The 25,554-nt window shown below is 68.5% G+C and carries 13 protein-coding genes; 12 read left to right on the top strand and 1 reads right to left on the bottom strand.

The genetic code is table 11. From position 1 onward, the window contains the following. The 8 genes from GOPIP_RS25840 to GOPIP_RS25805 all read left to right on the top strand — a co-directional run. A partial coding sequence (locus GOPIP_RS25840; RefSeq protein ID WP_006372823.1) for a beta-ketoacyl reductase occupies positions 1–1,029 on the top strand: 1,029 nt, incomplete at its 5' end. 4 nt (positions 1,030–1,033) lie between these two features. After that, a complete protein-coding gene (locus GOPIP_RS25835; RefSeq protein ID WP_006372822.1) occupies positions 1,034–6,559 on the top strand; it encodes an SDR family NAD(P)-dependent oxidoreductase in 5,526 nt (1,841 codons plus the stop codon). After that, on the top strand, positions 6,556–12,048 hold the full coding sequence (locus GOPIP_RS25830; RefSeq protein ID WP_006372821.1) for a type I polyketide synthase: 5,493 nt from the start codon (positions 6,556–6,558) through the stop codon (positions 12,046–12,048). The genes GOPIP_RS25835 and GOPIP_RS25830 overlap by 4 nt, the downstream gene beginning before the upstream one ends. After that, positions 12,045–16,466 (top strand): type I polyketide synthase, encoded by a 4,422-nt coding sequence (locus GOPIP_RS25825; RefSeq protein WP_006372820.1) that lies wholly within the window; start codon positions 12,045–12,047, stop codon positions 16,464–16,466. Before GOPIP_RS25830 ends, GOPIP_RS25825 begins: the two co-directional genes overlap by 4 nt. Beyond that, positions 16,453–17,499, top strand: coding sequence for an ATP-binding cassette domain-containing protein (locus tag GOPIP_RS25820; protein WP_006372819.1), 1,047 nt, complete (start codon positions 16,453–16,455; stop codon positions 17,497–17,499). The genes GOPIP_RS25825 and GOPIP_RS25820 overlap by 14 nt, the downstream gene beginning before the upstream one ends. Continuing rightward, positions 17,496–18,335 (top strand): ABC transporter permease, encoded by an 840-nt coding sequence (locus GOPIP_RS25815; RefSeq protein WP_006372818.1) that lies wholly within the window; start codon positions 17,496–17,498, stop codon positions 18,333–18,335. The genes GOPIP_RS25820 and GOPIP_RS25815 overlap by 4 nt, the downstream gene beginning before the upstream one ends. A 4-nt stretch (positions 18,336–18,339) precedes the next feature. Continuing rightward, positions 18,340–19,188 carry an ABC transporter permease gene (locus GOPIP_RS25810; RefSeq protein WP_006372817.1) on the top strand — a complete coding sequence of 283 codons (849 nt, stop codon included), beginning with the start codon at positions 18,340–18,342 and terminating at the stop codon, positions 19,186–19,188. Between the two features lie 45 nt (positions 19,189–19,233). Then, positions 19,234–20,505 (top strand): phthiocerol/phthiodiolone dimycocerosyl transferase family protein, encoded by a 1,272-nt coding sequence (locus tag GOPIP_RS25805; protein ID WP_006372816.1) that lies wholly within the window; start codon positions 19,234–19,236, stop codon positions 20,503–20,505. Between the two features lie 8 nt (positions 20,506–20,513). On the opposite strand, the gene GOPIP_RS25800 is transcribed toward GOPIP_RS25805, so the two are convergent. Next, complete coding sequence (locus tag GOPIP_RS25800; RefSeq protein WP_006372815.1) at positions 20,514–21,332, bottom strand: class I SAM-dependent methyltransferase; 819 nt, start codon at positions 21,330–21,332, stop codon at positions 20,514–20,516. Between the two features lie 82 nt (positions 21,333–21,414). Between GOPIP_RS25800 and GOPIP_RS25795 the strand changes: the two genes are divergently transcribed. The 4 genes from GOPIP_RS25795 to GOPIP_RS25780 all read left to right on the top strand — a co-directional run bounded on the left by GOPIP_RS25795 (position 21,415) and on the right by GOPIP_RS25780 (position 25,551). Beyond that, positions 21,415–22,107 (top strand): hypothetical protein, encoded by a 693-nt coding sequence (locus GOPIP_RS25795; RefSeq protein WP_006372814.1) that lies wholly within the window; start codon positions 21,415–21,417, stop codon positions 22,105–22,107. Beyond that, positions 22,107–22,619, top strand: coding sequence for a DUF2505 domain-containing protein (locus GOPIP_RS25790; RefSeq protein WP_006372813.1), 513 nt, complete (start codon positions 22,107–22,109; stop codon positions 22,617–22,619). Before GOPIP_RS25795 ends, GOPIP_RS25790 begins: the two co-directional genes overlap by 1 nt. Beyond that, positions 22,612–23,403 (top strand): nitroreductase family protein, encoded by a 792-nt coding sequence (locus GOPIP_RS25785; protein WP_170320246.1) that lies wholly within the window; start codon positions 22,612–22,614, stop codon positions 23,401–23,403. Before GOPIP_RS25790 ends, GOPIP_RS25785 begins: the two co-directional genes overlap by 8 nt. Before the next feature lie 369 nt (positions 23,404–23,772). Then, positions 23,773–25,551, top strand: a complete 1,779-nt coding sequence (locus GOPIP_RS25780) for a hypothetical protein (RefSeq protein WP_244421223.1) — start codon at positions 23,773–23,775, stop codon at positions 25,549–25,551. The last annotated feature ends 3 nt before the right edge of the window (positions 25,552–25,554 follow it).

Raw genomic sequence — 25,554 nt, 5'->3', positions numbered from 1 at the left:
GAACTCGGTGACCGCGGGTGCCGAGTGGTGGTGGTCGCCGCCGACGCGACCGACGAGACCGCCATGGCTGCGTTGTTCGCCCGCTTCGGCACCGATCTTCCTGCGCTGGACGGAGTTCACCTCGCCGCCTTCGGTGGTGGTCCGGTGACCCTCACCGACATGACCGACGCGGATGTGGCATCCATGTTCGGTCCGAAACTCGACGCCCTGGCCGTCCTGCACCGGATGACGCTGGCCTTCCCGGTGTCCCGATTCGTGGTGTTCTCGTCGATCTCCGGCCTGCTCGGGTCACGGTGGCTCGCCCACTACGCCGCCACCACCACGTTTCTCGACGCCTTCGTGCATGCCCGCCGGACCGCGGGCCTGCCGGCAACCACCGTCAACTGGGGGCTGTGGAAATCGCTGGCCGATCACCAGGATTCGGCCGAACGACAGGTCACCGCGGAGTCCGGATTGATACCGATGGACGATCGCATCGCCATCGACGCCCTGACATCGGTCACCGGACCCCGAACCCCGGCGCGGGCAATCGTGGTCGACGCCGACTGGGAGCTGCTGGGCGCCGCCTACCGCACCCGCACCGCACTGCACATCGTCGACGAGGTGATGCCCGCCGCCGGCGGCACCGACCGGGGTGCCATCACCGAGGGCGACACCGCATTCCGGCGGGAACTACGCGACGCCGACCCGTCGGTACGTCTGTCCCTGCTCGCCGACCGGGTGGCCGATCTCGTCGCCAAGGTCATGGGATTGACCTCACCCGCCGAACTCGACCGCAGCGCCGGGTTCTTCCAGTGCGGGATGGATTCCCTGATGAGCGTCACCCTGCAGCGAGCGCTCTCGGAATCCCTCGGCGAACTGTTGCCGACATCGGTGGTCTTCGATCACCCCACCGTCGACGCCCTGACCGACCATCTCGCGGCCACCCTCCCGGAGACGGCCGGCCTCGACACGAACGAACCCGACGACGGATTCGACGAACTCTCCGAAGACGAACTCCTGCAAGCACTCTCCGAAAGGCTGGGCTGACCTGGTGCCTCCCGAAACCTCGGATCGCCGGGCGATCATCACCGACGCACTGCGCAAGATCGACGACCTGTCCCGAAAGCTCGCCATCGCCGAGCAGGGCGACCGCGAGCCGATCGCGATCATCGGCATGGGTTGCCGGCTACCCGGCGACGTCGATGACCCGGGCGACTACTGGGATCTGCTGACCGAGGGCCGCAGCGGTGTGGTGCGGGTGCCCGAGAACCGTTGGGACGCCGACGAGTTCTACGCCGAGGACCACACGATCCCGGGCACCATCGTGAACCGGGTGGGTGGTTTCCTCACCCACTGGGACCCCGACGAGTTCGATGCCGAGTTCTTCGGACTCACCCCGCGCGAAGCGATCGGGATGGACCCCCAGCAGCGGCTGCTGATGGAGGTCGCCTGGGAGTGCATCGAGGACGCCGGCCTCACGCGTGAACGGCTGCGCGGAACGGCCACCGGCGTGTACGTGGGGATGACCACCAACGACTACACCCTGACGTTCGCGGGTGCGATCCCGCGGACGGGACTCGACCCGTACATCCCGTTCGGCAACGCCGCCAACTTCGCCGCGGGCCGCCTGTCGTATTTCCTCGGCCTCAACGGCCCGGCGATCGTCTCGGACACCGCATGCTCCTCGTCGCTGGTGTCGATCCATCTCGCCTGTCAGGGGCTGCGGCGCCGTGAGATCGACAGTGCGCTGGCCGGTGGGGTGAATCTGAACCTGAGCCCGGAGAACAGCATCGCCTGTTCCCGGTGGGGCATGCTGGCCCCCGACGGCACCTGCAAGACCTTCGACGCCGACGCCAACGGCTATGTGCGCAGCGAGGGTTGCGGCGTGGTGGTGCTCAAGCGCCTCTCCGACGCGGTGCGCGACGGCGACCGGATCCGCGCGGTCATCCGCGGTACCGGGGTCAATCAGGACGGCGCGAGCAGTGGCCAGACCGTTCCGAACGGTCCCGCCCAGCAGGCGTTGATCCGCTCGGTGTTGGCCGCCTCCGACCTGGCACCGGCGGAGATCGACTACGTCGAGGCCCACGGCACCGGAACCCCGCTGGGTGATCCGATCGAGCTCGACGCCCTGCACGGGGTGTTCGCCGAGCGCGGCGACAGCGCACCGTTGGTTCTGGGATCGGTCAAGACCAACCTCGGGCACCTCGAATCCGCCTCCGGTATCGCCGGTCTCATCAAGACCGTGCTCGCGATCGAGCATGCGCACATCCCTCGTCAGCTCCACTTCTCGGCGCTGAATCCGCATGCGTGCGAGGGCGCCTCGCGTTTCGTCATCGCCGCCGAACCACAGCAGTGGCCGCAATCCGGGCGACCACGCCGCGCCGGGGTGTCGTCCTTCGGTGTCAGCGGCACCAACGCGCACGTCGTACTCGAGCAAGCCCCCGAGGTGGCGGCGGAACCGACCCCCTTCGCGGTGACCCCCGGCGCGGTTACCCCTGTACCGGCGACTGCGGGACCCGGGGTCCACACGCTGATCATCTCGGGCAAGACCCCCGAACGCGTTGCCGCACAGGCTCACACCCTCGCGGACTGGATCGGCGGCGACGGCGCACAGGTGGACTTGTCGGCGATCGCCCACACCCTGGCCCACCACCGCTCACGGTTCGGTGTGGTCGCGACGGTCACCGCACGCGATCACACACGGGCCGAGACCGGTTTGCGCGCCCTCGCCGGTGGTTACCGCGCGCCGGGAGTCGTTCCCGCACATGAGGGAACCTGCCCTGGGGGCACGGTGTTCGTGTTTTCGGGGCAGGGGTCGCAGTGGGCGGGGATGGGTCGTCGGTTGTTGGTGGCGGAGCCGGCGTTTGCGGCTGCGGTGGTGGAGTTGGAGCCGGTGTTTGTTGCGGTGGTGGGTTTTTCGTTGCGGGAGGTGTTGGCGTCGGGGGAGCCGGTGGTGGGTATTGATCGGATTCAGCCGGTGTTGGTGGGTGTGCAGTTGGCGTTGGTGTCGTTGTGGCGGTCCTATGGGGTGTGTCCGGATGCGGTGATCGGTCATTCGATGGGTGAGGTTGCGGCGGCGGTGGTGTCGGGGGCGTTGTCGGTGGCTGATGGGTTGTCGGTGATCGCGACGCGGTCGCGGTTGATGAAGGCACTCTCGGGCCAGGGCGCCATGGCGTTGGTCGGACTGGATGCCGACGCCGCGGACCAGATCTGCAGTCGGTACCCGGATCTGACCATCGCGGTGCACGCCGCACCCGATCAGACGGTGCTGGCCGGTCCGCCCGAGCAGATCGATGCGGCGATCGCCGAGGTCGCCGCCCGTGATCTGCTCGCTCGGCGCGTCGAGGTCGACGTGGCGTCGCACCATCCGATCATCGACCCGGTGCTGCCGGAACTGCGGGCCGCACTGTCCGGCCTGACGCCGACCGAACCGACGATCCCGATGTTGTCGACAGCCGACCCGGACGGTGCGACGTCGCCGGTCGTCGACGCCGACTACTGGTGCGCCAACCTGCGCAACCCGGTCCGGTTCACCGAGCGTGTCGCGCAGGCCGGTGCCACGCACGCGACGTTCATCGAGATGAGCCCGCATCCGCTGTTGGCCCACGCAATCGATGCAACGCTGGCCGATCGGCATCACCACACCATCGGCAGCCTGGCTCGCGACACCGACGACGTGGAGACCTTCTTCACGAATCTCGCTGCGACACAGACGCTGCGCTCACCCGCGGTGCCCGATACCGGAGCGTTCACGCGGCTCCCGAAATCCCCCTGGATGCACTCCCGGTACTGGGTGGAGGTACCCGCTGCCGAGCCACACCGCGCCGACTCACACCACGCCGGCCCACCACCGCCGAGCGCGACCGGTTCGCCGCGCACCGGCGGCGCTCTCGACGAGTGGTACCACGAGCTCGCCTGGATCGAGCGCGCCCTGCCCGTCGACGTGGCATCACCTGCCGCTGGCGCCGGAGACGACGGCGACGGCTGGGTTGTCGTCTCCGCGGAGCCGGATGCGCTGGCCGCGGCGTTCGGCCCGGCGGCGCGTGCGGTATCCGTCGCCGACGCCGCCGGGGGCGCGGCGCTGACCGGCGCGACACACGTGGTGTTCGCACCGGCGGCCACCCGGACAGACTTCGGTGCGCTCCGCGCTCACGAGCTGTTCGGTGACGTCCGACGGGTCGCAGCGGCGCTCGCTTCGACGCCCGGGCGCGCACATCTGACGATCCTCACCCGCAACGCGCAACCCGTCGCCGACGGCGAACCCGCCGATCCGGCGCAGGCGGTGCTCTGGGGATTCGCCCGGACACTCGCCCTGGAGAACCCCGAGATCTTCGGACGGATCCTCGACGTCGACGCCGCGCTGCCCGCCGCATTGGCGGCGCGTCATGTGCGTGCCGAACTCGACAGCTCCGACGGCGAGGATCAGGTCGTGCTGCGGGCGGGCCGACGACTACTGCCACGACTGCGGGCCGCGGTGCCGCCGACCCCACTGACCGGATTACCCGGCTACACCACTGCGCTCGTCGTCGGAGCGACCGGAAACGTGGGGCCCGACCTCATCGTCGAGTTGTCGCGGATGGGCGCCGACACCATCGTCGCCCTCTCCCGCAGCGGCGCCGACCTGTCGGCCGAGGTGACCGCAGAGCTCGCTGCGAACTCGACCACGCTGGTGAACTTTTCCGCCGACGCCGCCCACCCAGAGGCGATGCGAGAGCTGTTCGCGCGCTTCGGAAACGATCTCCCACCCTTGGACGGAGTTTATGTCGCCGCGCTGGCCGGTGGCGCCGGTTCACTGATCGAGCTCGACGATGCCGAGGTCGACGCGATGTTCCGCCCGAAGGTCGACGCGATCTCGGTACTGCACGAACTGACGGTGACCACCCCGGTCCGCCGCTTCGTGTTGTTTTCCTCGATCACCGGATTGTTCGGCTCGCGCTGGCTCGGGCACTACACCGCCGCCAACTCCTTCGCCGACGCCTTCGCGTTCGCCCGCCGCGCCGTCGGGCTGCCGGCCACCGTCATCGACTGGGGATTGTGGAAATCCTGGGCCGATGCCCAGCCCGAGACCGCTTCCGCCGGACTCACCCCGATGCGCAACGAGACCGCGATCGCGACCCTGCCCACCCTGCTCGGGGCGGACGCGCCGATCCGGCCGATCGTGGTCGGCGCACAGTGGGCGCGGCTGGCCGAGGCCTACCGGATGCGCACCTCGTTCCACATCGTCGACGACCTGCTCGGCGAGGCCGACCACGACCTGTCGGGTCTGCCTCCGGCCCGGCCCGACACCGTTCTGGGTGAGGTCGACTCGATCGAGACAGGCACGGTCGAGACGAGCGCGGGAGATTCGGGCGCCGGTGCCGCCGAGGTCCCGTCACACACCTGGTTCGCCCGTATCGCCGACGACGAACTGCCCTATCCCGGTTCGCATCTGGTGCACGGGGTGGAGGTCGTCCCGGCCTCGGTGCTGCTGCACACCGTGGCGACCGTGGTGGCGCAGGCCGGCGCGGCCGGTGCCAAGCACATCGCATTCACCCAGCCGTTGATCCTCGATCGTCCCCGCGTCGTGCGGGTGCGGCTCGACGAGACCGGTGCAATCACGATCGCCTCGGCCACCTCGGTGGGCGCAGGCCCGCACGAGTGGGTCGAGCATCTCAGCGCAGGTCTGCTCGACTCCGAGGCACCACCCATCGAAGCCGCCCGTACGGCGACCGGCTTCTCGTCCGAGCAGGCGGCGGAGCTCGAGCAGCACTGGGGTCTGTCCGGCCGCCCCTACGCGTGGACGGCCCTCGAGAACCGTTCCGCGCCCGGCACTCTGGAGGCCGGCGTGTCCGCGGCGGGGACCGCGGCGCTTCTCGACGCCACGGTACACCTCGCACGGTTGATCGACGCGTCGCACGACGGCCTGATGTTCCCGGCAGCGGTGGAGACGATGACCGTGTCACCCACCACGGCGGACGGCGAGGCGACCGTCGAGGTGCGGTATCGCGAGGCACGCCGCGGTGGCTTCGCCGCGGACGTGACCGCCGGGGCGGGCGCACCGTTCACCGTCGACCTCCGGGGCCTGTGTTTCGTTCCCGCCGCGCCGGCGGCGGGCCCAGCGATCGGCGGAGCGCCCGACGCGGCCGTCGACGCGCCTGACTGGGAGCTGTTGTCCGAGCAAGAAACCCGCTCCGAACTGGTGAGCCGGATGCGGGTGATCCTGGCACGGGAACTGGGTATGCCGACCGACGCCGTGCGCTCGGATCAGCCGTTCCCGGAGCTCGGTCTCGACTCGATGATGGCGATGACGGTGTTGCGCGATGCCCGTCACCTGGTCGGCCTCGACCTGTCGGCGACCATGCTCTGGAACCATCCCACCATCGACGCCCTGAGCGAGATGCTCACCGGTCTTCTCGCCCCCCGCCGTGAGGCGACGCAGGCCGCAGCGGCGGAGGCGGCCGGCGAGCAGCAGGCCGAGGTCAGCGTGCTCGACAGTCTCTTCGACAGCGTCGAATCCCTCTCGGATCCGTTGGCCGGATCCGAGTCCCTGTCCGACACACAGCCCGTGTCGGCCGTCCCCGAGAGTGGGCAACGATGAAGACCACCTTCGATCGAGTGTCGGCGATGACGCCGGCACAACGCAGCGCCTTGGTCGAGCAGTTCGACAAGGCCGCACGCATCACCGGTGCCGAACCCATCGCCGTCGTCGGCATCGGTTGCCGCTTCCCGGGCGGCGTCCGTGGGCCGGAATCGTTCTGGGAGCTGTTGACCCAGGGCCGTGACGGGGTGGTGGAGGTTCCGCCGCAGCGATGGGATGCCGAGGAGTACTACGACCCGGATCCGATGGTGCCCGGGCGGATGCCGTCGAAGTGGGGCGGATTCCTGGACGACATCGCGGGTTTCGACGCCGACTACTTCGGGATCACCCCGCGCGAGGCGGAGGCGATGGATCCCCAGCAGCGCATCGCGCTCGAGGTGGCGGTCGAGGCGCTCGAGGATGCCGGATACCGTTCCGACGCCCTGACCGGGGTGCGTGCGGCGGTCACCCTCGGTGTCTATTACAACGAGTACCAGAGCACCTCGGCCTCGCATCCGGAGTCGATCGACGCGTACTCGGCAACCGGTAACGCGCACAGCATCACCGTGGGGCGCATCGCCTACCTGCTCGGTCTGCGGGGCCCGGCCGTCGCCGTCGACACGGCGTGCTCATCGTCGCTGGTCGCTCTCCATCTGGCGTGTCAGAGCCTGCGTTCCCGGGAGTCCGATCTGGGGTTGGCCGGCGGTGTGAGTGTGATCCTTCGGCCGGAAACGCAATTGGCACTGGGTAAATGGGGAATGCTCTCGCCTCGCGGACGGTGTAATGCCTTCGACGTGGCGGCCGACGGTTTCGTCCGCGGCGAAGGTGCAGGCGTAGTGGTCCTCAAACGCCTTGCCGACGCGGTCCGCGACGGTGACCGGGTGCACGCGGTCATCCGCGGTTCCGCGGTCAACTCCGACGGACGGTCCAACGGGCTCACCGCACCGAATGCGCCGGCCCAACGCGAGGTGATCACCCGCGCGCTCGCTGCCGGTGACGTGCCCGCGTCCTCGGTCAACTTCGTCGAAACCCACGGCACCGGAACATCTCTGGGCGACCCCATCGAGTTCGACGCCTTGTCCGCGGTGTACGGCCGCGAGTCATCCTGCGCACTGGGTGCGGTCAAGACCAACTTCGGGCACCTCGAGGCGGCCGCCGGTATCGCCGGATTCATCAAGGCGGTGCTGACGGTGGAGCACGGGCAGATCCCGCCGAATCTGCACTTCACCCAATGGAATCCGGCCATCGATGCCCGGTCGACGCGCATCGTCGTGCCGACGGAGACGATGCAATGGCCACAGAGCGACACACCCCGGCGTGCCGGGATCTCCTCCTTCGGTCTCGGCGGTACGAACGCCCACATCGTCATCGAGCAGGGGCCCGCACTCGCCGCCGCGTCGAGCGTGGCGTCGGCGATGCCGACGGTATCGCGACTGTCGGTGACCGGTCGATCGGAGGATCGTGTCCGTGACCGTGCTCGTGCACTCGCGCAGTGGCTCGAGACCGGCCCGTCGGTCGCACTGCCCGACGTCGCAGCAACCCTGGATCGGTTGCGCACCACCACCGATCCCGTCGGCACCGTGTGTGCCCGCGACACCGACGAGGCACTGGCCGGTTTGCGCGCCCTCGCCGAGGGCAGCCCACGTCCCGGCGTGCTCGCCCCGCGCCGGTACCGGCCTTGGCCCGGCACGGTGTTCGTGTTTTCGGGGCAGGGGTCGCAGTGGGCGGGGATGGGTCGTCGGTTGTTGGTGGCGGAGCCGGCGTTTGCGGCTGCGGTGGTGGAGTTGGAGCCGGTGTTTGTTGCGGTGGTGGGTTTTTCGTTGCGGGAGGTGTTGGCGTCGGGGGAGCCGGTGGTGGGTATTGATCGGATTCAGCCGGTGTTGGTGGGTGTGCAGTTGGCGTTGGTGTCGTTGTGGCGGTCCTATGGGGTGTGTCCGGATGCGGTGATCGGTCATTCGATGGGTGAGGTTGCTGCGGCGGTGGTGTCGGGGGCGTTGTCGGTGGCGGATGGGTTGTCGGTGATCGCGACGCGGTCGCGGTTGATGAAGGCACTCTCGGGCCACGGCGCCATGGCGCTCCTCGAAGCCGACGCGGCGACCGCAGACGCACTCGTCCGCGCACACCCGGGGCTCTCGACGGCCGTGTACGCCTCCCCACGGCAGTGCGTGGTGGCAGGTCCGCCCGAGCAGATCGACGCGGTGATCGCCGAGGTCACCGCCCGCAATCTGCTCGCCCGGCGCGTCGAGGTCGACGTCGCCTCGCACCATCGGACCGTCGATCCCATCCTCGACGACCTGCGGGCGGCACTGGCCGACCTCGCCCCCCGGCGGCCGACGATCCCGATGGTCTCGACCGTCGAGGAATCGCAGACCGCTCCGGTGACCGACGCCGACTACTGGGTCCGCAACCTGCGCAACCCCGTGCGCTTCGGCGATGCGATCACCCGTGCCGCCGCCGACCACTCGACCTTCATCGAGATCAGCCCGCACCCGCTGCTCACCCATTCGATCGGCGACACGCTGGCCGCCGCGCGTCCGGACGGTGACGTGGAGGTGCTGGGCACCCTCGTGCGCGGCGAGGACGAGACCCTGACCTTCCACGGCGCGCTCGCCGTCGTCGAATCCGTCACCCCGCGGTCCGGCCCGGAGAAATCGGACCCCGAGAAGCCCGCCGCCACCGAATCCGCCGTCACGCCCCCGCCGCCGGTGACACTCGCCCCGACGAGTTGGCAGCACACGCGGTACTGGCCGACGGTTCGGGCGACATCCACCCGTTCCGGTGAGCACCCACTACTCGGCACCCATGTCGAAGTTCCCGGGGGAGAGCACATTTGGCAGGGCGAGATCGGCACCGACCATCTGGCGTGGCTCGGCGATCACCAGGTGCACGACCGTGCCGTCCTCCCGGCCGCCGGATTCGCCGAGATGGTGCTCGCCGCGGGCTCCGAGGCGCTGGGGATGCCGGCGACCGGGCTCGAGGTGCATCGCCTCGAGGTCGAGGAGATGCTCGCCGTGGACACCACGGTGTCGGTGACCACGCGCCTGTGCCGCGTGGCCGACGGCGAGATGGGCGTCGAGATCCATTCGCGCACCACCGAAGGTGCGTGGCGCAGGCACGCCACCGGGCGGGTGGTCACGTCGACATCGCCGGACATCCCCGCCCCGGTCGCGTTGATCGGTGGGACGACCGTGGCGCCCTCGGACTTCTACCGCGCGTTGCGGAGCACCGGCGCCGCCCACGGTGAGGCGTTCGCCGCGCTCACCCACATCGTGCGGGTGGGGTCGACCGATGATGCCGGCCCACGAACCGGGGCATCGGAATCGCGGATCGAATTGCCCGCCGCGGCCGGCGTCGACCGCGGGTTCCGGCTGCATCCGGTGCTGCTCGACGCCGCCCTGCAGAGCGTGGCGGCCGCCATGCCCGAGGAGTCGACCTCGGGGATCGCAGCCGGTGGCGCCGACGCCGCGACCTTCCTCCCGGTGGCCATCGAGTCGCTACGCGTCACCGGCGTGATCGGGCGTCGCGCAACGTGTTCGGCGCAGGTGACCGAGATCCCCGGCACCGCGGACAAGCTCGCTTCGTTCATCCTGACCGACGAGTCCGGGGCAACCGTCGCCGTCGCATCCGGTGTCTACCTACGCAAGGTCGAACGCCACTCGGTGCCGCTGCCCCTCGAGCAGAAGCTGTTCGACACCGAATGGGTCCCCGCCGATCTCCCGGGCGACGCATCGGGACAACTCGCCGACGGCAGCTGGCTGATCCTCGCCGGGCACTCGACCGCCGATGGTTCCTCGGCCGACGAGCTTGCCGATCTGCTGGGTCGCTCGCCGTCGCGGCGGGTGATCCGCCAAACGCTGCCGGCGGGGACGTCCGGATCGGGGATGACCGGAACCGGGTCCGTCCTCACCGAAGCCGCCATCGCCGATCTCGACGCGGATTCGGCGGCACCGGCCGCCGGTGTGGTCGTGCTGCTCGACGCCGAGACCTTCGACCCCCGCGGTGCGGCGTCCGAGCAGGCCCGCGCACTCGTCTGGTCGGTCACCTCCGCGGTACGGGCGGTCGCCGCCCGGCCGGGTCGCGCGCCTCGCGTCTGGCTGGTCACGCGCAACGGAATCGGCGTCGGCGCAGACGAGTCGGGCAATCCGACCGTAGGGGCGCTGGAAGGGCTCGTGCGCGTGATGGCCTACGAACATCCCGCGCTGCACGTCACCCTGGTCGACCTCGACGGTGACGATGATGCCCCGCTGGTCGCCGAATTGGCCGCCGATTCCCGTGACGACATCGTCGCCTGGCGCGCCGGTGCGCGTCACGTCCGCCGTCTGCGCCGTGCTCCGCTCGGCGCCCCGTCGGTCACCCCGGTCACGGCAGGCGCGGCCTACATCGTCACCGGTGGCCTCGGTGGCCTCGGCACCCTGATGGCACGTCACCTCCTCGACGCAGGCGCCGGACGAGTGGTCCTCAACGGTCGCCGAGCGATCACACCCGACCAGCAGACGCTCATCAACGACCTCTCGAACGGAGGCGAGGTGGCCTACATCGCCGGTGACATCGCCGAACCCGGCGTCGCCGCCGCACTGGTCGACGCCGCGCGGGAGACGGGCCGAGAGGTTCGCGGCGTGCTGCATGCGGCCGCCGTCATCGACGACGCACTGCTGAGCGCACTCGAACCGGACAGCCTGAGCCGGGTGTGGGCGCCCAAGGTCGCCGGTGCAATCGCCCTGCACGAAGCGACAACACATCTGCGCCTGGACTGGTGGGTGGTGTTCTCCTCGGCGGCGTCATTGCTCGGCTCGCCCGGGCAGGGCGCATACGCGGCCGCCAACGCGTGGGCCGACGCCTTCGCGCTCTGGCGCCGCCACCAGGGATTGCCGGCCACCGCGATCAACTGGGGCCAGTGGGCCCAGGTGGGTGTGGCAGCCGCCCTGACGATGGACGCACTCGACCCGATCAGCCCGGCGGAAGGCATCGAGGCGTTCGACGCGCTGGTGGCCGCCGACGCCACCCGGGCCGGCGTCATCCGCCTCCGGCTCGACCGCGCGGCCGTCGCATTCCCCGAACTCGATCAACTGGGCTACTTCGCACCACTCGTCGCCGAGCTCCACGACCTCACCGACGACACCTGGGGCGGGGTGGAGGCGTTGCGCACCCTCGATGCGACCGCGGTACACGACGCCGTCACCGACCGTCTGCGCACCCGGATCGCGGCCATCATGGGCTTCGCCGACAGTCGGGCCGTCGACGTCGACAAGCCGTTGACCGACCTGGGCATGGATTCGCTGATGGCCGTACGCATCCGCAACGCGGTGCGCGGCGACTTCGGAGCCGAACCACCGGTGGCACTGCTCCTTCAGGGTGCAAGTCTGCGTGCGCTCGCCGCCGATCTCATCCGTCAGCTCGATCTCGCCGTCGCCGACGACACCGACGCCTCGGGCGGCCTCCGGGAACGAGCACAACTGCGCGCCGCCGCACGCCAACGGGCCGGCCGGCGCAGAACAGGACAGCGGGCATGACAGAAGCGGGCATGACACAAGCGGGAACGTCAGAAGCATACGGGGCCAACGCGATTGCGATAGTCGGCATGGCCGGCCGCTTCCCGGGATCGGCGTCTCTCACCGAGTACTGGCGCAACCTGGAGGCCGGGCGAGAAGGGATCGAGACCCTCACCGCCGAGGACCTCACCGCGCACGGGGTGAGCGACAAGACCCTCGACAATCCGGCCTACGTGCGGCGCGCACCGCTGCTGACGGACATCGAGGAATTCGATGCGGAATTCTTCGGGTTCACCCCTCGCGCCGCCCGGATGATGGACCCACAACACCGACTGTTCCTACAGACCGCGTATCACGCTCTCGAGGACGCCGGACTCGATCCGCACGACATCGAGGCAACCGTCGGCGTCTTCGGAACGAGTTCGGCCAGTGGATATCTGCTGCACAACCTGATGTCCCACCTCGATCCCCACCGCATCATCGGCGAGGGCGCGAGCTTCGAGATGATCAACCTCTCGCTGGAGAACGACAAGGACCACCTGGCCACCCGCGTCGCCCACCAGTTCAACCTGCGCGGTCCCGCGCTGGCCGTCCAGACGGCCTGCTCGTCGTCGCTGCTCGCGGTGCATCTGGCCGCCGCCAGCATCCTCAACGGCGAATGCGAGATGGCGTTGGCCGGCGGATCCTCGATCCGGGTGCCCAACCGGGTGGGCTATTGGTACGAGCCCGGGTCGATGGCCTCGCCGAGTGGTTACTGCCGGCCCTTCGACTCGCGGGCCGACGGCACCCTGTTCGGTTCCGGCGTGGGAATCGTGGTCCTCAAACATCTCGACGACGCACTGGCACAGGGTGATCGCATCCATGCGGTGATCCGCGGGTCGGCGATCAACAACGACGGCGCGACCAAGATGAACTATGCGGCGCCCACCGCGGCCGGACAGGCGGAGGTCATCGCCGAGGCGCACGCCGTCGCCGAGGTCGACGCCGCCACCATCAGCTACGTCGAAACACACGGCACGGCCACACCATTGGGTGATCCGATCGAGGTGGAGGGGCTGCGGCAAGCCTTCGAACTCGCCGAGCAGGAACGCCGCGGTCCGTGCGTCCTGGGATCGGTCAAGGCCAACATCGGTCATCTCGAGACGGCCTCGGGTATCGCGGGTCTCATCAAAACCGTGCTGTGCCTACAGAATCGGTCGCTGCCGGGCACCTTGCACTACACCCAGCCCAACCCCGAACTGCATCTCGAGCGCACACCATTCGAGGTCCGGGCGCAGACCACCGTCTGGGAGAGCGACGGTCCGCGCCGCGCCGGGGTGAGTTCGTTCGGTGTCGGCGGAACCAACGTCCACGTGGTACTCGAGGAAGCACCACCGGCCCCACTGCCTCCGGCGACGCGCGGCCCGGTGATCGTGACACTGTCGGCGCAGCAACCCGATTCGCTCACGCAGGCACGGACCGCACTCGCCGACGACCTGCAAGCGCGCCCCGACCTCGACGTAGGCGTACTCGCGCATACCCTGAACCGGCGGCACCGGTACCGACATCGCCTCGTCGCCGTCGTCGACGACGCCGCCCACGCCGTCGAGGTACTGCGCACCGACGAGCACGACAACGTGATGATCACCGACGAGGTCGTAGGCGCCGACACGGCGACCGATCGCGTCGCGTTCCTCTTTCCCGGCCAAGGCGCGCAACACGTCGGCATGGCGCGAGGTCTGCTGGACTCCGAGCCGGTCTTCGCCGAACACTTCGCGCAGTGCGTCGCGGCGTTCGACGCCGAGCTCGGAATCGACCTGCGCGCGGAGATCTTCGAGGGCAGTGCACGGTCACTCGAACGCACCGACCGAACGCAACCCGCGTTGTTCGCCGTCGAATACGCACTCGCGCGTCTCGCACAATCACGCGGGGTGCATCCCGCGGTGCTGGCCGGGCACAGCATCGGCGAATACGTCGCAGGCACTCTTGCCGGGGTGTTCGATCTGCCGACCGCGGCATCGGCGGTCGCGATGCGCGCCCGGCTGATGAATGCGGCGCCACGTGGCGTGATGGTCGCCGTGCCGGCCGTACCCGCGGTGGTCACACCGTATCTGGCCGGTGAGGTCGACATCGCCACGATCAATGATCCGGGTGGATGCGTTGTCGCCGGCACCGATACCGCGATCGCCGCGTTCACGGCACGGCTGGCGCAGGCGGGGATCACCGCACGGCGGGTCCGCACCTCCCATGCGTTCCACTCGCGGCTGATGGACGGCGTGGTGGCCGAGTACACGGCCTTCTTGTCGCGAATGACATTGCGTGAACCGCAGATCCCGCTGTTGTCGAACGTCACCGGCACCGTGATGTCGGCGGCCGAGGCCACCAACCCGGCCACCTGGGCACGGCAGATCCGGGCAACGGTGCGTTTCGCCGACGAGGTGGGGGCGTTGCTCGAGAACCCCGCCCGCGTCCTGGTCGAGGTCGGGCCCGGCGGGACGCTGTCCGGTGCCGCCGCCCGCCACCCCCGATGGGGCGACGGGCACCGAGCCATACGTCTCATGCGTCACCCTGCCCAGAATCGCGACGACCGCACCACCTTCCTGCTCGGTCTCGGTCAACTGTGGTCGGCGGGAGTTCCGGTCGACCTCGACGACGACCGCGATCGACCGATCGTCACACTTCCCGGATATCCCTTTGCCCGTCAGCGCCATTGGGTCGACCACGATCGCTCGGCACGGATGCTGCGCACGGATGATCCCGACACCGCGGGCGACGCCGCCGGGGGTACCGCACCGCCGCAGATGCAGCCCTCGGTCGCGGACGGCCGCACGCCGATGGAGACCACGCTGGGCCGGATCTGGGCGCAATGTCTCGGAGTGGAGTCGGTCGAGCGCACCGCCAACTTCTTCGAGATCGGTGGGGATTCGCTCATCGCGATCAGCATCGCGATGAGCGCGGCGAACGAGGGGTTGGAGATCACCCCGCAGGATCTCTACGAGAACCAGACCGTCGCCACCCTCGCCGCGACACTGACCCAGCGCTACGCCGCAGGCGGACTTGGTCGCACGGTCACGGCCGATCCGGACCATCTTCCCCTGACGCCCACCATGATCCGGTTCCTGGACTCCGGTGTCACCGACAGCAACCGGTGGCGCGTACCGCTGATCCTGCGTGTCCGCGACGACGTCGGCACCGACCGCATTCGCGACGTCCTCACCGCGGTGGTCAATCGCCACGATGCACTGCGGATACGGATCGTCGAGGAGGACGGCATCCGCGAGGTCCGTGTCGCGGCGCCCGTCGAGGCCGCCGACCTCGCGGTCGCGGCGGTGTCCGGGGCGCAGGAGATCCCCGAGTTCCTCCGCACCCTCACCGGCGACGGAGGGCTCACCCCGTACCTCGCCGCCCATGTACAGGCCGGTGACGGACAGTCGTATCTCGCGATGAGCGTGCACGGGCTGGTGGCCGACGAGGAAGCCCGCGACATCCTGGTGACCGATCTGTTCACCGCCTTCGGTCAGGTGCTCGCCGGCGAGGACATCTCGCTTGCGCCCGTGCCCGTTGCGTGGCGCCAGTGGGCACAGCTGTCCTCCGAGCTGGCCGCCCATCCGGCGGTCCTCGACTCACGCAGGTATTGGCTGACCGGGCCCGGACGGGCCACGCGCAGACCGATCACCGGTGATGCGATGCGGACGACCTCCACTGCGCTGCAGCGCATCTCGACCGCATTGACGACCACCCAGACGATCGAACTCGACGACGCGCGTCGCAGACTCACCTTCCCGGTGGATCGCTTCCTGCTCACCGCACTGGGTCGCGCGCTGGCGCAGACCTTCGGCGACGGCATCATCGACGTCGACCTCGCCGGGCGCGGTCGACGGGTCCTACGGCCCGACCTCGACCCGCGTCGGACCCTGGGATCCTTCACCGCCCTGTACCCCGTGGCGCTCGGCTGCACTGCGCTCAGCGGGGAACCGACTGCCGCGCAGATCGAGGCCGTCCACCGGGTACTCGCCGCGGTACCGCATCACGGTGTCGGCCACGGCGTCCTGCGTCACCTGCACGCCCCGACCGCGCGTGCTCTCGAGGCAACTCCGGCACCGGATATCGCGCTGGTCGTCGGCAGCCCGATTCCCGATCTCCCGACCGCCGACGACCAACCCGTCTCGATCGATCCGACGATGGCGGAGGCACTTCGGGCATCGGCACCCGGGTTCGGGCACGCACTCGAGATCCGTGCCCAGCGCAGCGGGGGAATCCTGCACGTCGACTGGTGGTACGACCCGGCCCGCATCGGTGCCGACGTCGTGTCCCGGCTCGCCGACGCCAGTATTGCGTCCCTCGCCGACCTGGCGCGCGAGGCCATCGTCGAGGACGAGGCGGATTCCGCCGACGGCGAGCTGGAACTGATCGACCTGACCGCCGACGTCGATCTGGGGGAATCCGGTGCCCTTCACTGACACTCACGGCCACACCCACGACACCGACCGCGGTGGTGGTCGGCATCGACGCCCCGACGAATCGCACGCCGCGGTCGTCGTACGGGATCTGCGCAAGAACTTCGGGGACTTCCAGGCGCTGCGCGGTATCAGTTTCACCGTGGGACGCGGCGAGGTCCTCGGCCTCCTCGGCCCCAACGGGGCGGGAAAGACCACCACGGTGGACATCCTGTGCACCTTGAGTTCTCCCGATTCCGGAACCGCGCTGGTCGCCGGCCACGACGTCGCACGGGACCCGGCCGCGGTGCGGCGTTCGATCATGTTGACCGGGCAGCAGGTGGCCCTCGACGACATGCTCACCGGCCGGGAGAACCTCGTGATGTTCGGCCGGCTGCAGGGATGGCGCAAGTCGGCGGCGCGACGCCGGGCCGACGAGCTGCTCGAACAGTTCGACCTGCAGTACGCGTCGAATCGGCCGTTGGGAACCTACTCGGGGGGCATGCGGCGACGTATCGACATCGCGTGCGGTCTCGTCGTCCGACCGGAGGTCGTGTTCCTCGACGAGCCGACCACCGGGCTCGATCCGCGCAGCAGGCAGGCGGTGTGGGATCTCGTCGAACGGTTCAAGTCCGACGGCATCGCCACCGTCCTCACCACGCAGTACCTCGAGGAGGCCGACACCCTCGCCGACCGGATCGTCGTCATCAACCGGGGCACGGTGATCGCCGAGGGCACAGCCGATCAGCTCAAGGAACGCACCGGGGCGACCTACTGCGAGATCGTGCCCCGCCACACCTCCGCGATCCCGGCGATCGTCGCGGCGCTGACCCCGATGATGCCGCGGTCCCGGCGCGCAACGGTGACCGCCCATCCCGACCGCGTCTCCATGCCCGCACCGCACGGCGCCGACACGATGGTCGAGGTGTTCGGTCGGTTGCACCGCACCGGAATCGAACTCGCCGACGTCGCCTTGCGACGCCCGTCGCTCGACGAGGTGTTCTTCGCGCTCACCGCCGAGACCGCCCGGCCAGACCGGGCCGAGGTGGCGTCGTGACCCCGACGTCGTGGTCACCCGAGCGGGTCACCGGCGCCACGCGGGAGACCAATCCCTCCGGAGTGCAGCAGTGGTGGGTGCTGACAACCCGGAGCATCGTGCCGACGCTGCGCAACGGCGAACTCCTCACCCAGGTCGCGGCGTCGATCATGTTCACCGCGGGCTTCTACATCCCACTGAAGAACTTCATGGGGCTCTACGCCGCCGAGATGAGCAGCTACGCACAGTACCTGATGCCGCTGATCGCACTGCAGGCCATCAGTTTCGCGGCGATCTCCGGCGCCTTCCGTTCGGCCTCGGATGCCGTCGAGGGGATCAACCGGCGCTTCCGGGCACTGCCGATCTCCCGTGTCACCCCGCTGGCGTCCCGCATGACCGCCAGCATGTATCGCTGCACGGTCGCGCTGGTGATCTCGCTGATCTGCGGACACGTCATCGGATTCCGGTTCTATGCCGGGCTCCTCTACACCGTCGCGTTCTGCGGACTTGTCCTCGCGATCGGACTCACCCTGTCGTTCCTGGGGGAGGTGGTGGGCACGGCGTCACGCAATCCCGACGCCACCACCCATCTGATGATGCTGCCGCAGTTGATCTTCGGACTACTCTCGGTCGGGGTCCAGCCGGCGTCGGCGTTTCCGCACTGGATCCAGGGCTTCGTGCGCAATCAACCGATCTCACAGTTCGTCTACGCGTTGCGGGCATTGGCCGGTGACCGGGTGCCCGGCGCGGCCGGCGCCATCACCTGGCAGACCATCGGGCCATCGTTGGCCTGGATCGTTGCGCTGTTGGTGGTCCTGATGCCCGTCTACGCGGTGCTGGCGGGGCGGAAGGGATGAGCTGATGACCCCACTCACCGGCGAGATGTCCTCCGCCCCAGCACATCCGATTCCGGCTGCGCCGCGCAGGCCGGCGGAATGGTCGCCGCGCGCTCTGCTCTCGCACACCGTGACACTGACCGCTCGCACCATGCGTCGTTGGCTGCGCGATCCGGCGAGTACCTCGGAGACCATCCTGGTTCCGGTGGCGTTCCTGGTCGCACTGAACATTGTTCTCGGCAACGGCATCACCCGGGTCACCGGTATCGACGCGCTGTACGGCAGCGTGCCCCTGGTGGCGATGGTCGCCGCGACCCAGGGTGCCACGGTCGGCGGATTGTCGCTGATGCACGAGCGTGACAGCGGGCTGCTGGCGCGGCTGTGGGTATTGCCCATCAACCGCGCGGCGGGGGTGATCTCGCGATTGCTTGCCGAGACCATCCGCATCGTCGTGGCCACCCTCGCGCTGCTGATCGCGGGCTACGCCATGGGATTCCGATTCCACGAGGGTGTGGCCGCCGCGATCGGCTGGGTGTTCGTGCCCTGTCTGTTCGGGCTCGCGTTCGCCGTCGGTGTCGCCACACTCGCGTTGTACTCGGCCAAGACTATCGTCGTCGAGGCGACGGCGCTCGTGTCCGGGGTGTTCATGTTCTTCAGCACCGGATTCGTGCCGCTGCATCAGTATCCCGAGTGGATCCAGCCCGCGGTGTCGCATCAACCACTCAGCTACACCGTCGACACCATGAAGGGCCTGTCGGTGGGCGGGCCGGTCGCCACTCCGTTGACGGGTCTGCTCGCGTGGTCGGTGAGCATCATCGTGGTCTGCGCGATCCCTCTGGCCCTCGGCTACCGAAAGGCCAGTATGCACAGCTGATCCGGAGAAGCCCGCACCGACCGTCAGCGATCACCAGGAGGACCCGTGAGCGCCTCAGCAGTCATCCGCCATCTCGCCAAGAGCGAGGAGATGTTCGCCGAGACACACAATTTCGTCGGACTCGGAGCCCACCTCGACGGCCCCGTCGACACCGACGCGCTCGCCGAGGCCTTCGACACGCTGCTCGAAGTGCATCCCGTCCTGGGCGGCCATCTCGAACGCGACGCCGATCAGCGCTGGCAGATCGTCGTCGACGATCTGATGCACCCGGGAATCATGGTGGTGGACAACCGTGACGGCAGCGCCGAGGTCGTCCCTCCGCATTTCGACCAGACCGAAACCCTGGTGCACCTGCGCGTGGTGGTGCTCGACGGCGGAGCCCAGCCGACCCTGTACGTCCACCACAGCCTCGCCGACGGACATCACCAGTTCGCCCTGATCGAGGAATTGTTCTCCTACTACACCGATCTGGTCACCACGGGAGACCTGCGGCCGGGCCCCGTGGAGCCGGCGCCGGACTCGCTGGAAACCGTGCTGGCCCACCGCGGCATCACCAAGCTCCACCGGTCCGGTCTGGAGCGCTTCATGCCCGCGTTGTTCGCCTACGAGTTGCCGCCGTCGCGGCGTACCACGTCGACCGCGCGGCCCTCGGCTCCCCAGCAGGTACCGATGGCGTGGTGTGGGCTCGACGAACGCCAGACCCGCGCGATCGTCGACTACGCGCGCAGCAACGGCGTGGGGCTCAATGGCGTACTGGCGGCGGTGATCCTGATCGCCGAATGGCAGGTGCGCGGCCGCAGGCGCATCCCGGTGCCCTACATCTATCCGGTCGATCTGCGCTACGTGCTCAGCCCGCCGGTGACCGCGACGGCCGCAACCAACCCCGTCGGGGTGGGCACCTTCCTTGCCGACATCGATCACGGCACCGATGTTCTCGATCTCGCCACCCGGATCGCCGAGGCGTATCGCGCCGATCTCGCCGAGGGTGTCATCGCCCAGTCCCTGCTGCATTTCACGCCGAGCTACGAAGGCAATCCGCCCGGCCTGCCCGACGTCGTCATGATGACCGACAACGGTGTGGTGCCACCGATGCGCACCCCGCCGGGTGTGCGACTGACCGCGGTTCACGGGGAACTGCACTTCCAGGTCGGCGGCGGCATCGAGATGTACACGAGCAAGATCTTCGACGGCCGGCTGATGATCGAATATCACACGCATGGACCGGATCCCCAGCGGTCGATCGACGCCATCGCGACGTTGCTCGCCGGGATCGCGGCACCGGCCGATCCCGTCATCGGAGCGGGGGCGCTCCGATGACGCAGCCGTCAGAACGCATATCGGTGGTACTGCAGAGCCTTTCGGCCCGCAGGGATCGCCCGGGACAGCACTCCGGCGCCCGCGAACGGACCGCTCACCCGGGCGAAGGTCTCCGCGGAGAAGAGGTTGGCCGAGTCCACGACATGCAGAGCCGGGATCTCACCGACGATGTCGGCGGGGGAGTTGACCGCCCAATGCAGTCGCGACCCGGATCGCCGATTGAGCATGTGTACGCGCTGGGTGGCGATCGCCAGCCAGTTGTAGAAGTCGATCTGGATCTCGCCGGTCGGGAAACGCTCGACAACCCGGGAGATCAGGCCGAGTCCTTCATCGCGCGTCAAGTACATGCTGATGCCCTCGGCGAGGAACAGCACCGGCCGATCGGCGGGGATGGCGTCGAGCCACGATGGATCGGTCGCCGACGTCGCCACCAGCCGATAGTGGGCCCGATCGGGATACACCCTCTGCCGCAGCGCGATCACCTCCGGGAAATCCGCGTCGATCCATTCGACGCCGGGTCCCGGATCGAGGCGGAACACCCGCGAATCCAGGCCGCAGCCGATGTGCACGACGGTCGCCTGATCGTGTGCCGCGAGGAAGTCACGCGCCCAGAGGTCGTACTGTGCGGTGCGCACGGTCACGATCGGCGCCCACCGCGCGGTGACACCCAGCTCGCTCCAGTCGACGTCGAGTCGCTCCACCGCCTGCGGCGCGAAGCGATCTCCGAGAACCGGGTGCGGCAGAGCCGCATCGAGCGACTTCAGATACAGAGTGGTGAGCATGGTCTTGGCCGCGCCTTGCAGGTCAACGGCAACCTTGGTCGTCATGCCCCTCACTGTAGTACCGAATATGCCTGTGCGCCAACACTATTGGGTGCCCATCTCGGCGGGATGACAAGGGAGGCCGGAGATGACGCACGCTGATCCCGACGCGGTCGGCCGGCCGCAGCCCCGGGTTCTGTTGCTGTATTACAGCTACACGGGGCAGACCCGGAGCATGCTGACGGCCGCCGGGGACGTCTTCGCCGCGCACGGCTATGCGGTCGACGAGGCGGCGATCGAGTTCACCGACGACCGGTACGCGCGCCGATTCACGCGGTTTCCGATGGCCCGCGTGTGGCCCGACATGCTCAGTGTCCTGCCGGCCCAGGTTCGTAAGAAGACCGGATCGATCCGTGTGCCGGATTTCGTGACCGAGCGCCGCTACGACCTGGTCTGCATCGGATCGCCGACCTGGTGGAGCGCACCGGCGATGCCGATTCGCTCGTTCCTGACCTCACCGGTGGCCCGGCAAGTGCTGGCGGGCAGCGCTTTTGCCGTCTTCGTCGTCTGCCGCGACAGCTGGCGGGGGAATCTGAAGGAGGTCCGCGCACAGGGCCGCTGGCAGGGCGGGCGTTACCTCGGCAGCTTCGTCACGACCTACCCGGGTGGCCAGCTGCGCTCGATGCTCTCGTTGACCAGCTATCTCGGCTCCGGGGAGTACCGGAAAAGCTATCTGGGGGTACCGATCCCGATGACGAACATCGGACCCGACGACCTGATCCGGGTGCGCGAGTTCGCCGAGGACATCTGCGATCAACTCACCACCGCGGGAAGTGCCTGATGCCGCGCACATTCGAGGTTGCCATCACCTCCCCGCACAGCACCCGACAGGTCTTCGACGCGTTCGCCGCGGCCGCGTACTGGCACGACCGTTATGCCGCCTTCGAGTCGTCGACGACCCTCGACGAACTCGACAGGACATCGACGCCCGACGGTGAGTCGGTACGGCTGGTCATGACCGAAGACCTCCGCGCGGATCGCCTCCCGTCCTTGATCGGACGGGTCTACCCCGGTGAGCTCAAGGTGCGCACGACCGAGCACTGGCAGGTCGGCGCCGACGATCGTGTCCACGGCACGATCGAGATCACTGTCCTCGGGGCTCCCGGTTCCGGGCTCGGGCGTGCTCGTATCGAACCCGCATCCGGCGGGTCGCACATGGTCGTCGACGGCACCGTGGAGGTACGCCTTCCACTGGTCGGGGGGCGCGTCGAGAGTGTCATCGGCGCCGAATTCCGACGCCACATACCCGATGTCGGCCGGTTCACCACCGAATGGATCGACAACCATGACTGAGATCGCCTCGCCATCACCATCGCCATCACCATCGACACCGTCGCCGACACGCGAACCCGCACCGATACCGACCGTCGATGAGGCCTTGCAGCGGCTGACGATGCCGCTGCAGGAGGCCATGATGACCCAGCGCGCGATTCGGCGGGTCCGTCCCGATCCGGTCGACGACGAGCTCGTACTGACCTGCATCGAACTCGCGCAGCACGCGCCGACCGGCAACAACGGCCAGCAGTGGGAGTTCATCGTCGTCAAGGACCCCGCGGTCAAGGAGAAGCTGGCGCGACGGTACCGGCAAGCGTGGAATCTGTACTCACGCTTCGCACTCCGTCATCTGGTCCGATCCGACGACGCCACGCGCCGCACCATCAAGGCCGTCCAGTGGCAGGTCGACCACTTCGCCGAGATCCCGGTCCTGGTGGTCGCCTGCCTGCGCCTCGGTGTACGAGAGGGGCGGCTCACCGGTGTGCGCATGCCGCATCCGGCCGAATCCGGATACTGGGGATCGATCTATCCCAGCGTGCAGAACCTGCTGTTGGCCGCTCGGGCAATGGGTCTCGGTGCGTCGCTGACCACGATGCCATTGTGGAACCTCACCTCGGTACGTCGAACCCTCGAGCTGCCCGTCAACGTCACCCCGATGTGCATCGTGCCCCTGGGCTGGCCGCGGGGGCGATACGGCCCATCGGCGCGCCGGCCCGTCGGGGAGGTCACCCATCTCGATGGTTACGGAGGCCGAATCTGGCTCGGGCGACTCGAGGAAGAGGCACCGTATGGCAACCCGTGACGACGTAGGCGCCCGGCTCTTCTCCCGCTGGTCGAGGTGCGAGCCGCGTGCGGCGAGCACTGCGGCGGATTTCGGGAGAGCCACCCGGCTCTTCTCCCGCTGGTCGAGGTGCGAGCCGCGTGCGGCGAGCCTCGAGACCACCCGCGCCGACGCTGGTTCCGCTGACCCCGCGGTGACGACAACACCTGTCATCGCACCGGGTCTCGAGGCCCTCGCCCCAGCGGGCTCGGACACCTCGACCACCGGAGAAAACACGCGGCCCAATCAACGCATCGAATTGTCCAACCGCGATCCACACGCGGCAACGGGAGGGAACACACAGTGATGACGAAAACATCGATGACGAAAACAGCGGTGACGAAAACAGCGATGACGAAAACAGCGGTGACGACGACAGCGAGACAACGCTCACCGCATCGGGGTTCACGATCGGTGGTCGCCGCCATGGCCGGTGCGGGAGTGGCCGCGGCGATCGGCGCGCAGGTCGCCGCGCCCGGCGCGCAGGCGCACGCCGAGACCTCCATCGCCAACATCCCGACGAACATCTACCAGACCTTGGCCAACATTCCCGCCGTGCAGTATCAGGCACTGCAGCAGACCACCAAGGCGTTCAACGACTCCGGTAACTGGTGGGTGTACATCCCCACCAATGTGGTCGGCTTCGATCAGCAGGACTACGAGAAGGTCAAGGCGATCAGTCTGCTGCTGATGCCGGTGCCGTTGGTCGCGAATGCGCAGTCAGACCAACTCTGGATGACGCTGGCCTCGTTCGCACCGATGACACCGAACTGCACCGGCGTTCCGGGGCCGTGTAGCGATCCGCTGTACTTCTTGCAGTACGGGCAGGTTCCGGCCTGGGAACTGGTGACGGGCTACACCTTCCCGGAGATCAGCAACACGATCGATCCCAACGACGCGACCTACACCACCGCTGACGGAACGGTGGTGAACATCCAGCCCTTCTGGTCGGGGGAGACGGTCCACCTCGATCTGCTCGGCCCGCTCAAGGCAGTATGGGAAACGCTCACCCAGGACCCGACCGGCGTGCAGCAAGGGCCGACCACCGCACAGTGGGCCAGCGCGTACGGCGACTTCGCCGAAGCGGTGTGGAACGGGCTCAATCCGTTCGTGCCGGGCACGTACTGCCTGCCGTGCCAGCTGTTCGGCGCACAGGGTGCGCCCGGGTCGTTGCCGAAGTTCGGGCTGTTCGGCAAGTACTACACGGCCTTCGACCTCGGGCAGCAACTGACCGACGGCAACTGGGTGGAGAATCCCGCACCCGGTTACGACGATCCGGATCGCCCCGACTACGTCCAGGTCACCAACCTGTGGACCGCGCAGGCGTGGCAGCAGATCTACACCGACGCCGTCACCTCGGTGGATCAGTCACTCGCGATGATTCCGCAGCTGCCCACCCTGATCCCGCAGAATCTCGAGGCCTTCGGCACGCAGGTCGATGCGTTTGCAAAACTGTTGGCCGCCAACGTGGTCACCAACATCAACGGACTCGGCCAGGCCGCCGGGATGACCGGAACCTCGGCCGAGCAACTCGCCGAGATGATCCGTGAATCGATCCTGAACGCCGTGCCCACCGCCGGTTCTGCCGCCGGGAGCACCGGAACTACCACGCCTGCTCTCGCGGCGACATCGCCGACGACAGCTGTCAAGAGCTCGGTCACCTTGTCTTCGGAGCAGGCATTGCGCGGGACGTCGGCGTCGGTCACCCCCACGACAACGACATCCACGAGTTCCCCGTCCACCACCGGCACCACCCCCGCGGTCTCGACTCCTACAGCGTCGACTCCTACAGCGTCGACTCCTACAGCGTCGACTCCTACAGCGTCGACTTCCGCACCGTCCACTTCCACACCGTCGACCCCGTCGACAACCACGAGCTCCGGTGCGCCGAGCGCCTCGAGTTCCGAGTCCGGTTCGAGCACAGCAAGTTCGAGCACAGCGAGTTCGGGGACGGCAAGTTCGGGCACGACAGACTCCGGGGCAAACGGCTCCGGCGCCGCAAGCACGTCGACCTCCGAGTCAACGTCGTCAACCGGGTCCTCGTCCAACACGACGTCGTCCGGGGGCTCATCGTCGAGCACCGGGTCGGCACCGGCCCCGTATGTCGGCAAGCACCGTGCCGCCGACTAGCCG

Source organism: Gordonia polyisoprenivorans NBRC 16320 = JCM 10675, assembly GCF_000241325.1.
Lineage (GTDB): Bacteria > Actinomycetota > Actinomycetes > Mycobacteriales > Mycobacteriaceae > Gordonia > Gordonia polyisoprenivorans.
Note: the sequence above shows the minus strand (reverse complement) of the source record. Positions and strands in the feature narration are given on the sequence as shown.

Bases quoted from the DNA above. Each gene is read 5' to 3' on its own strand.
- GOPIP_RS25795 (WP_006372814.1), top strand. From the start codon at position 21,415: ATGACGCACGCTGATCCCGACGCGGTCGGCCGGCCGCAGCCCCGGGTT.
- GOPIP_RS25780 (WP_244421223.1), top strand. From the start codon at position 23,773: ATGACGAAAACAGCGGTGACGACGACAGCGAGACAACGCTCACCGCAT.
- GOPIP_RS25785 (WP_170320246.1), top strand. From the start codon at position 22,612: ATGACTGAGATCGCCTCGCCATCACCATCGCCATCACCATCGACACCG.
- GOPIP_RS25800 (WP_006372815.1), bottom strand. From the start codon at position 21,332: ATGACGACCAAGGTTGCCGTTGACCTGCAAGGCGCGGCCAAGACCATG.
- GOPIP_RS25825 (WP_006372820.1), top strand. From the start codon at position 12,045: ATGACAGAAGCGGGCATGACACAAGCGGGAACGTCAGAAGCATACGGG.
- GOPIP_RS25830 (WP_006372821.1), top strand. From the start codon at position 6,556: ATGAAGACCACCTTCGATCGAGTGTCGGCGATGACGCCGGCACAACGC.
- GOPIP_RS25810 (WP_006372817.1), top strand. From the start codon at position 18,340: ATGACCCCACTCACCGGCGAGATGTCCTCCGCCCCAGCACATCCGATT.
- GOPIP_RS25790 (WP_006372813.1), top strand. From the start codon at position 22,107: ATGCCGCGCACATTCGAGGTTGCCATCACCTCCCCGCACAGCACCCGA.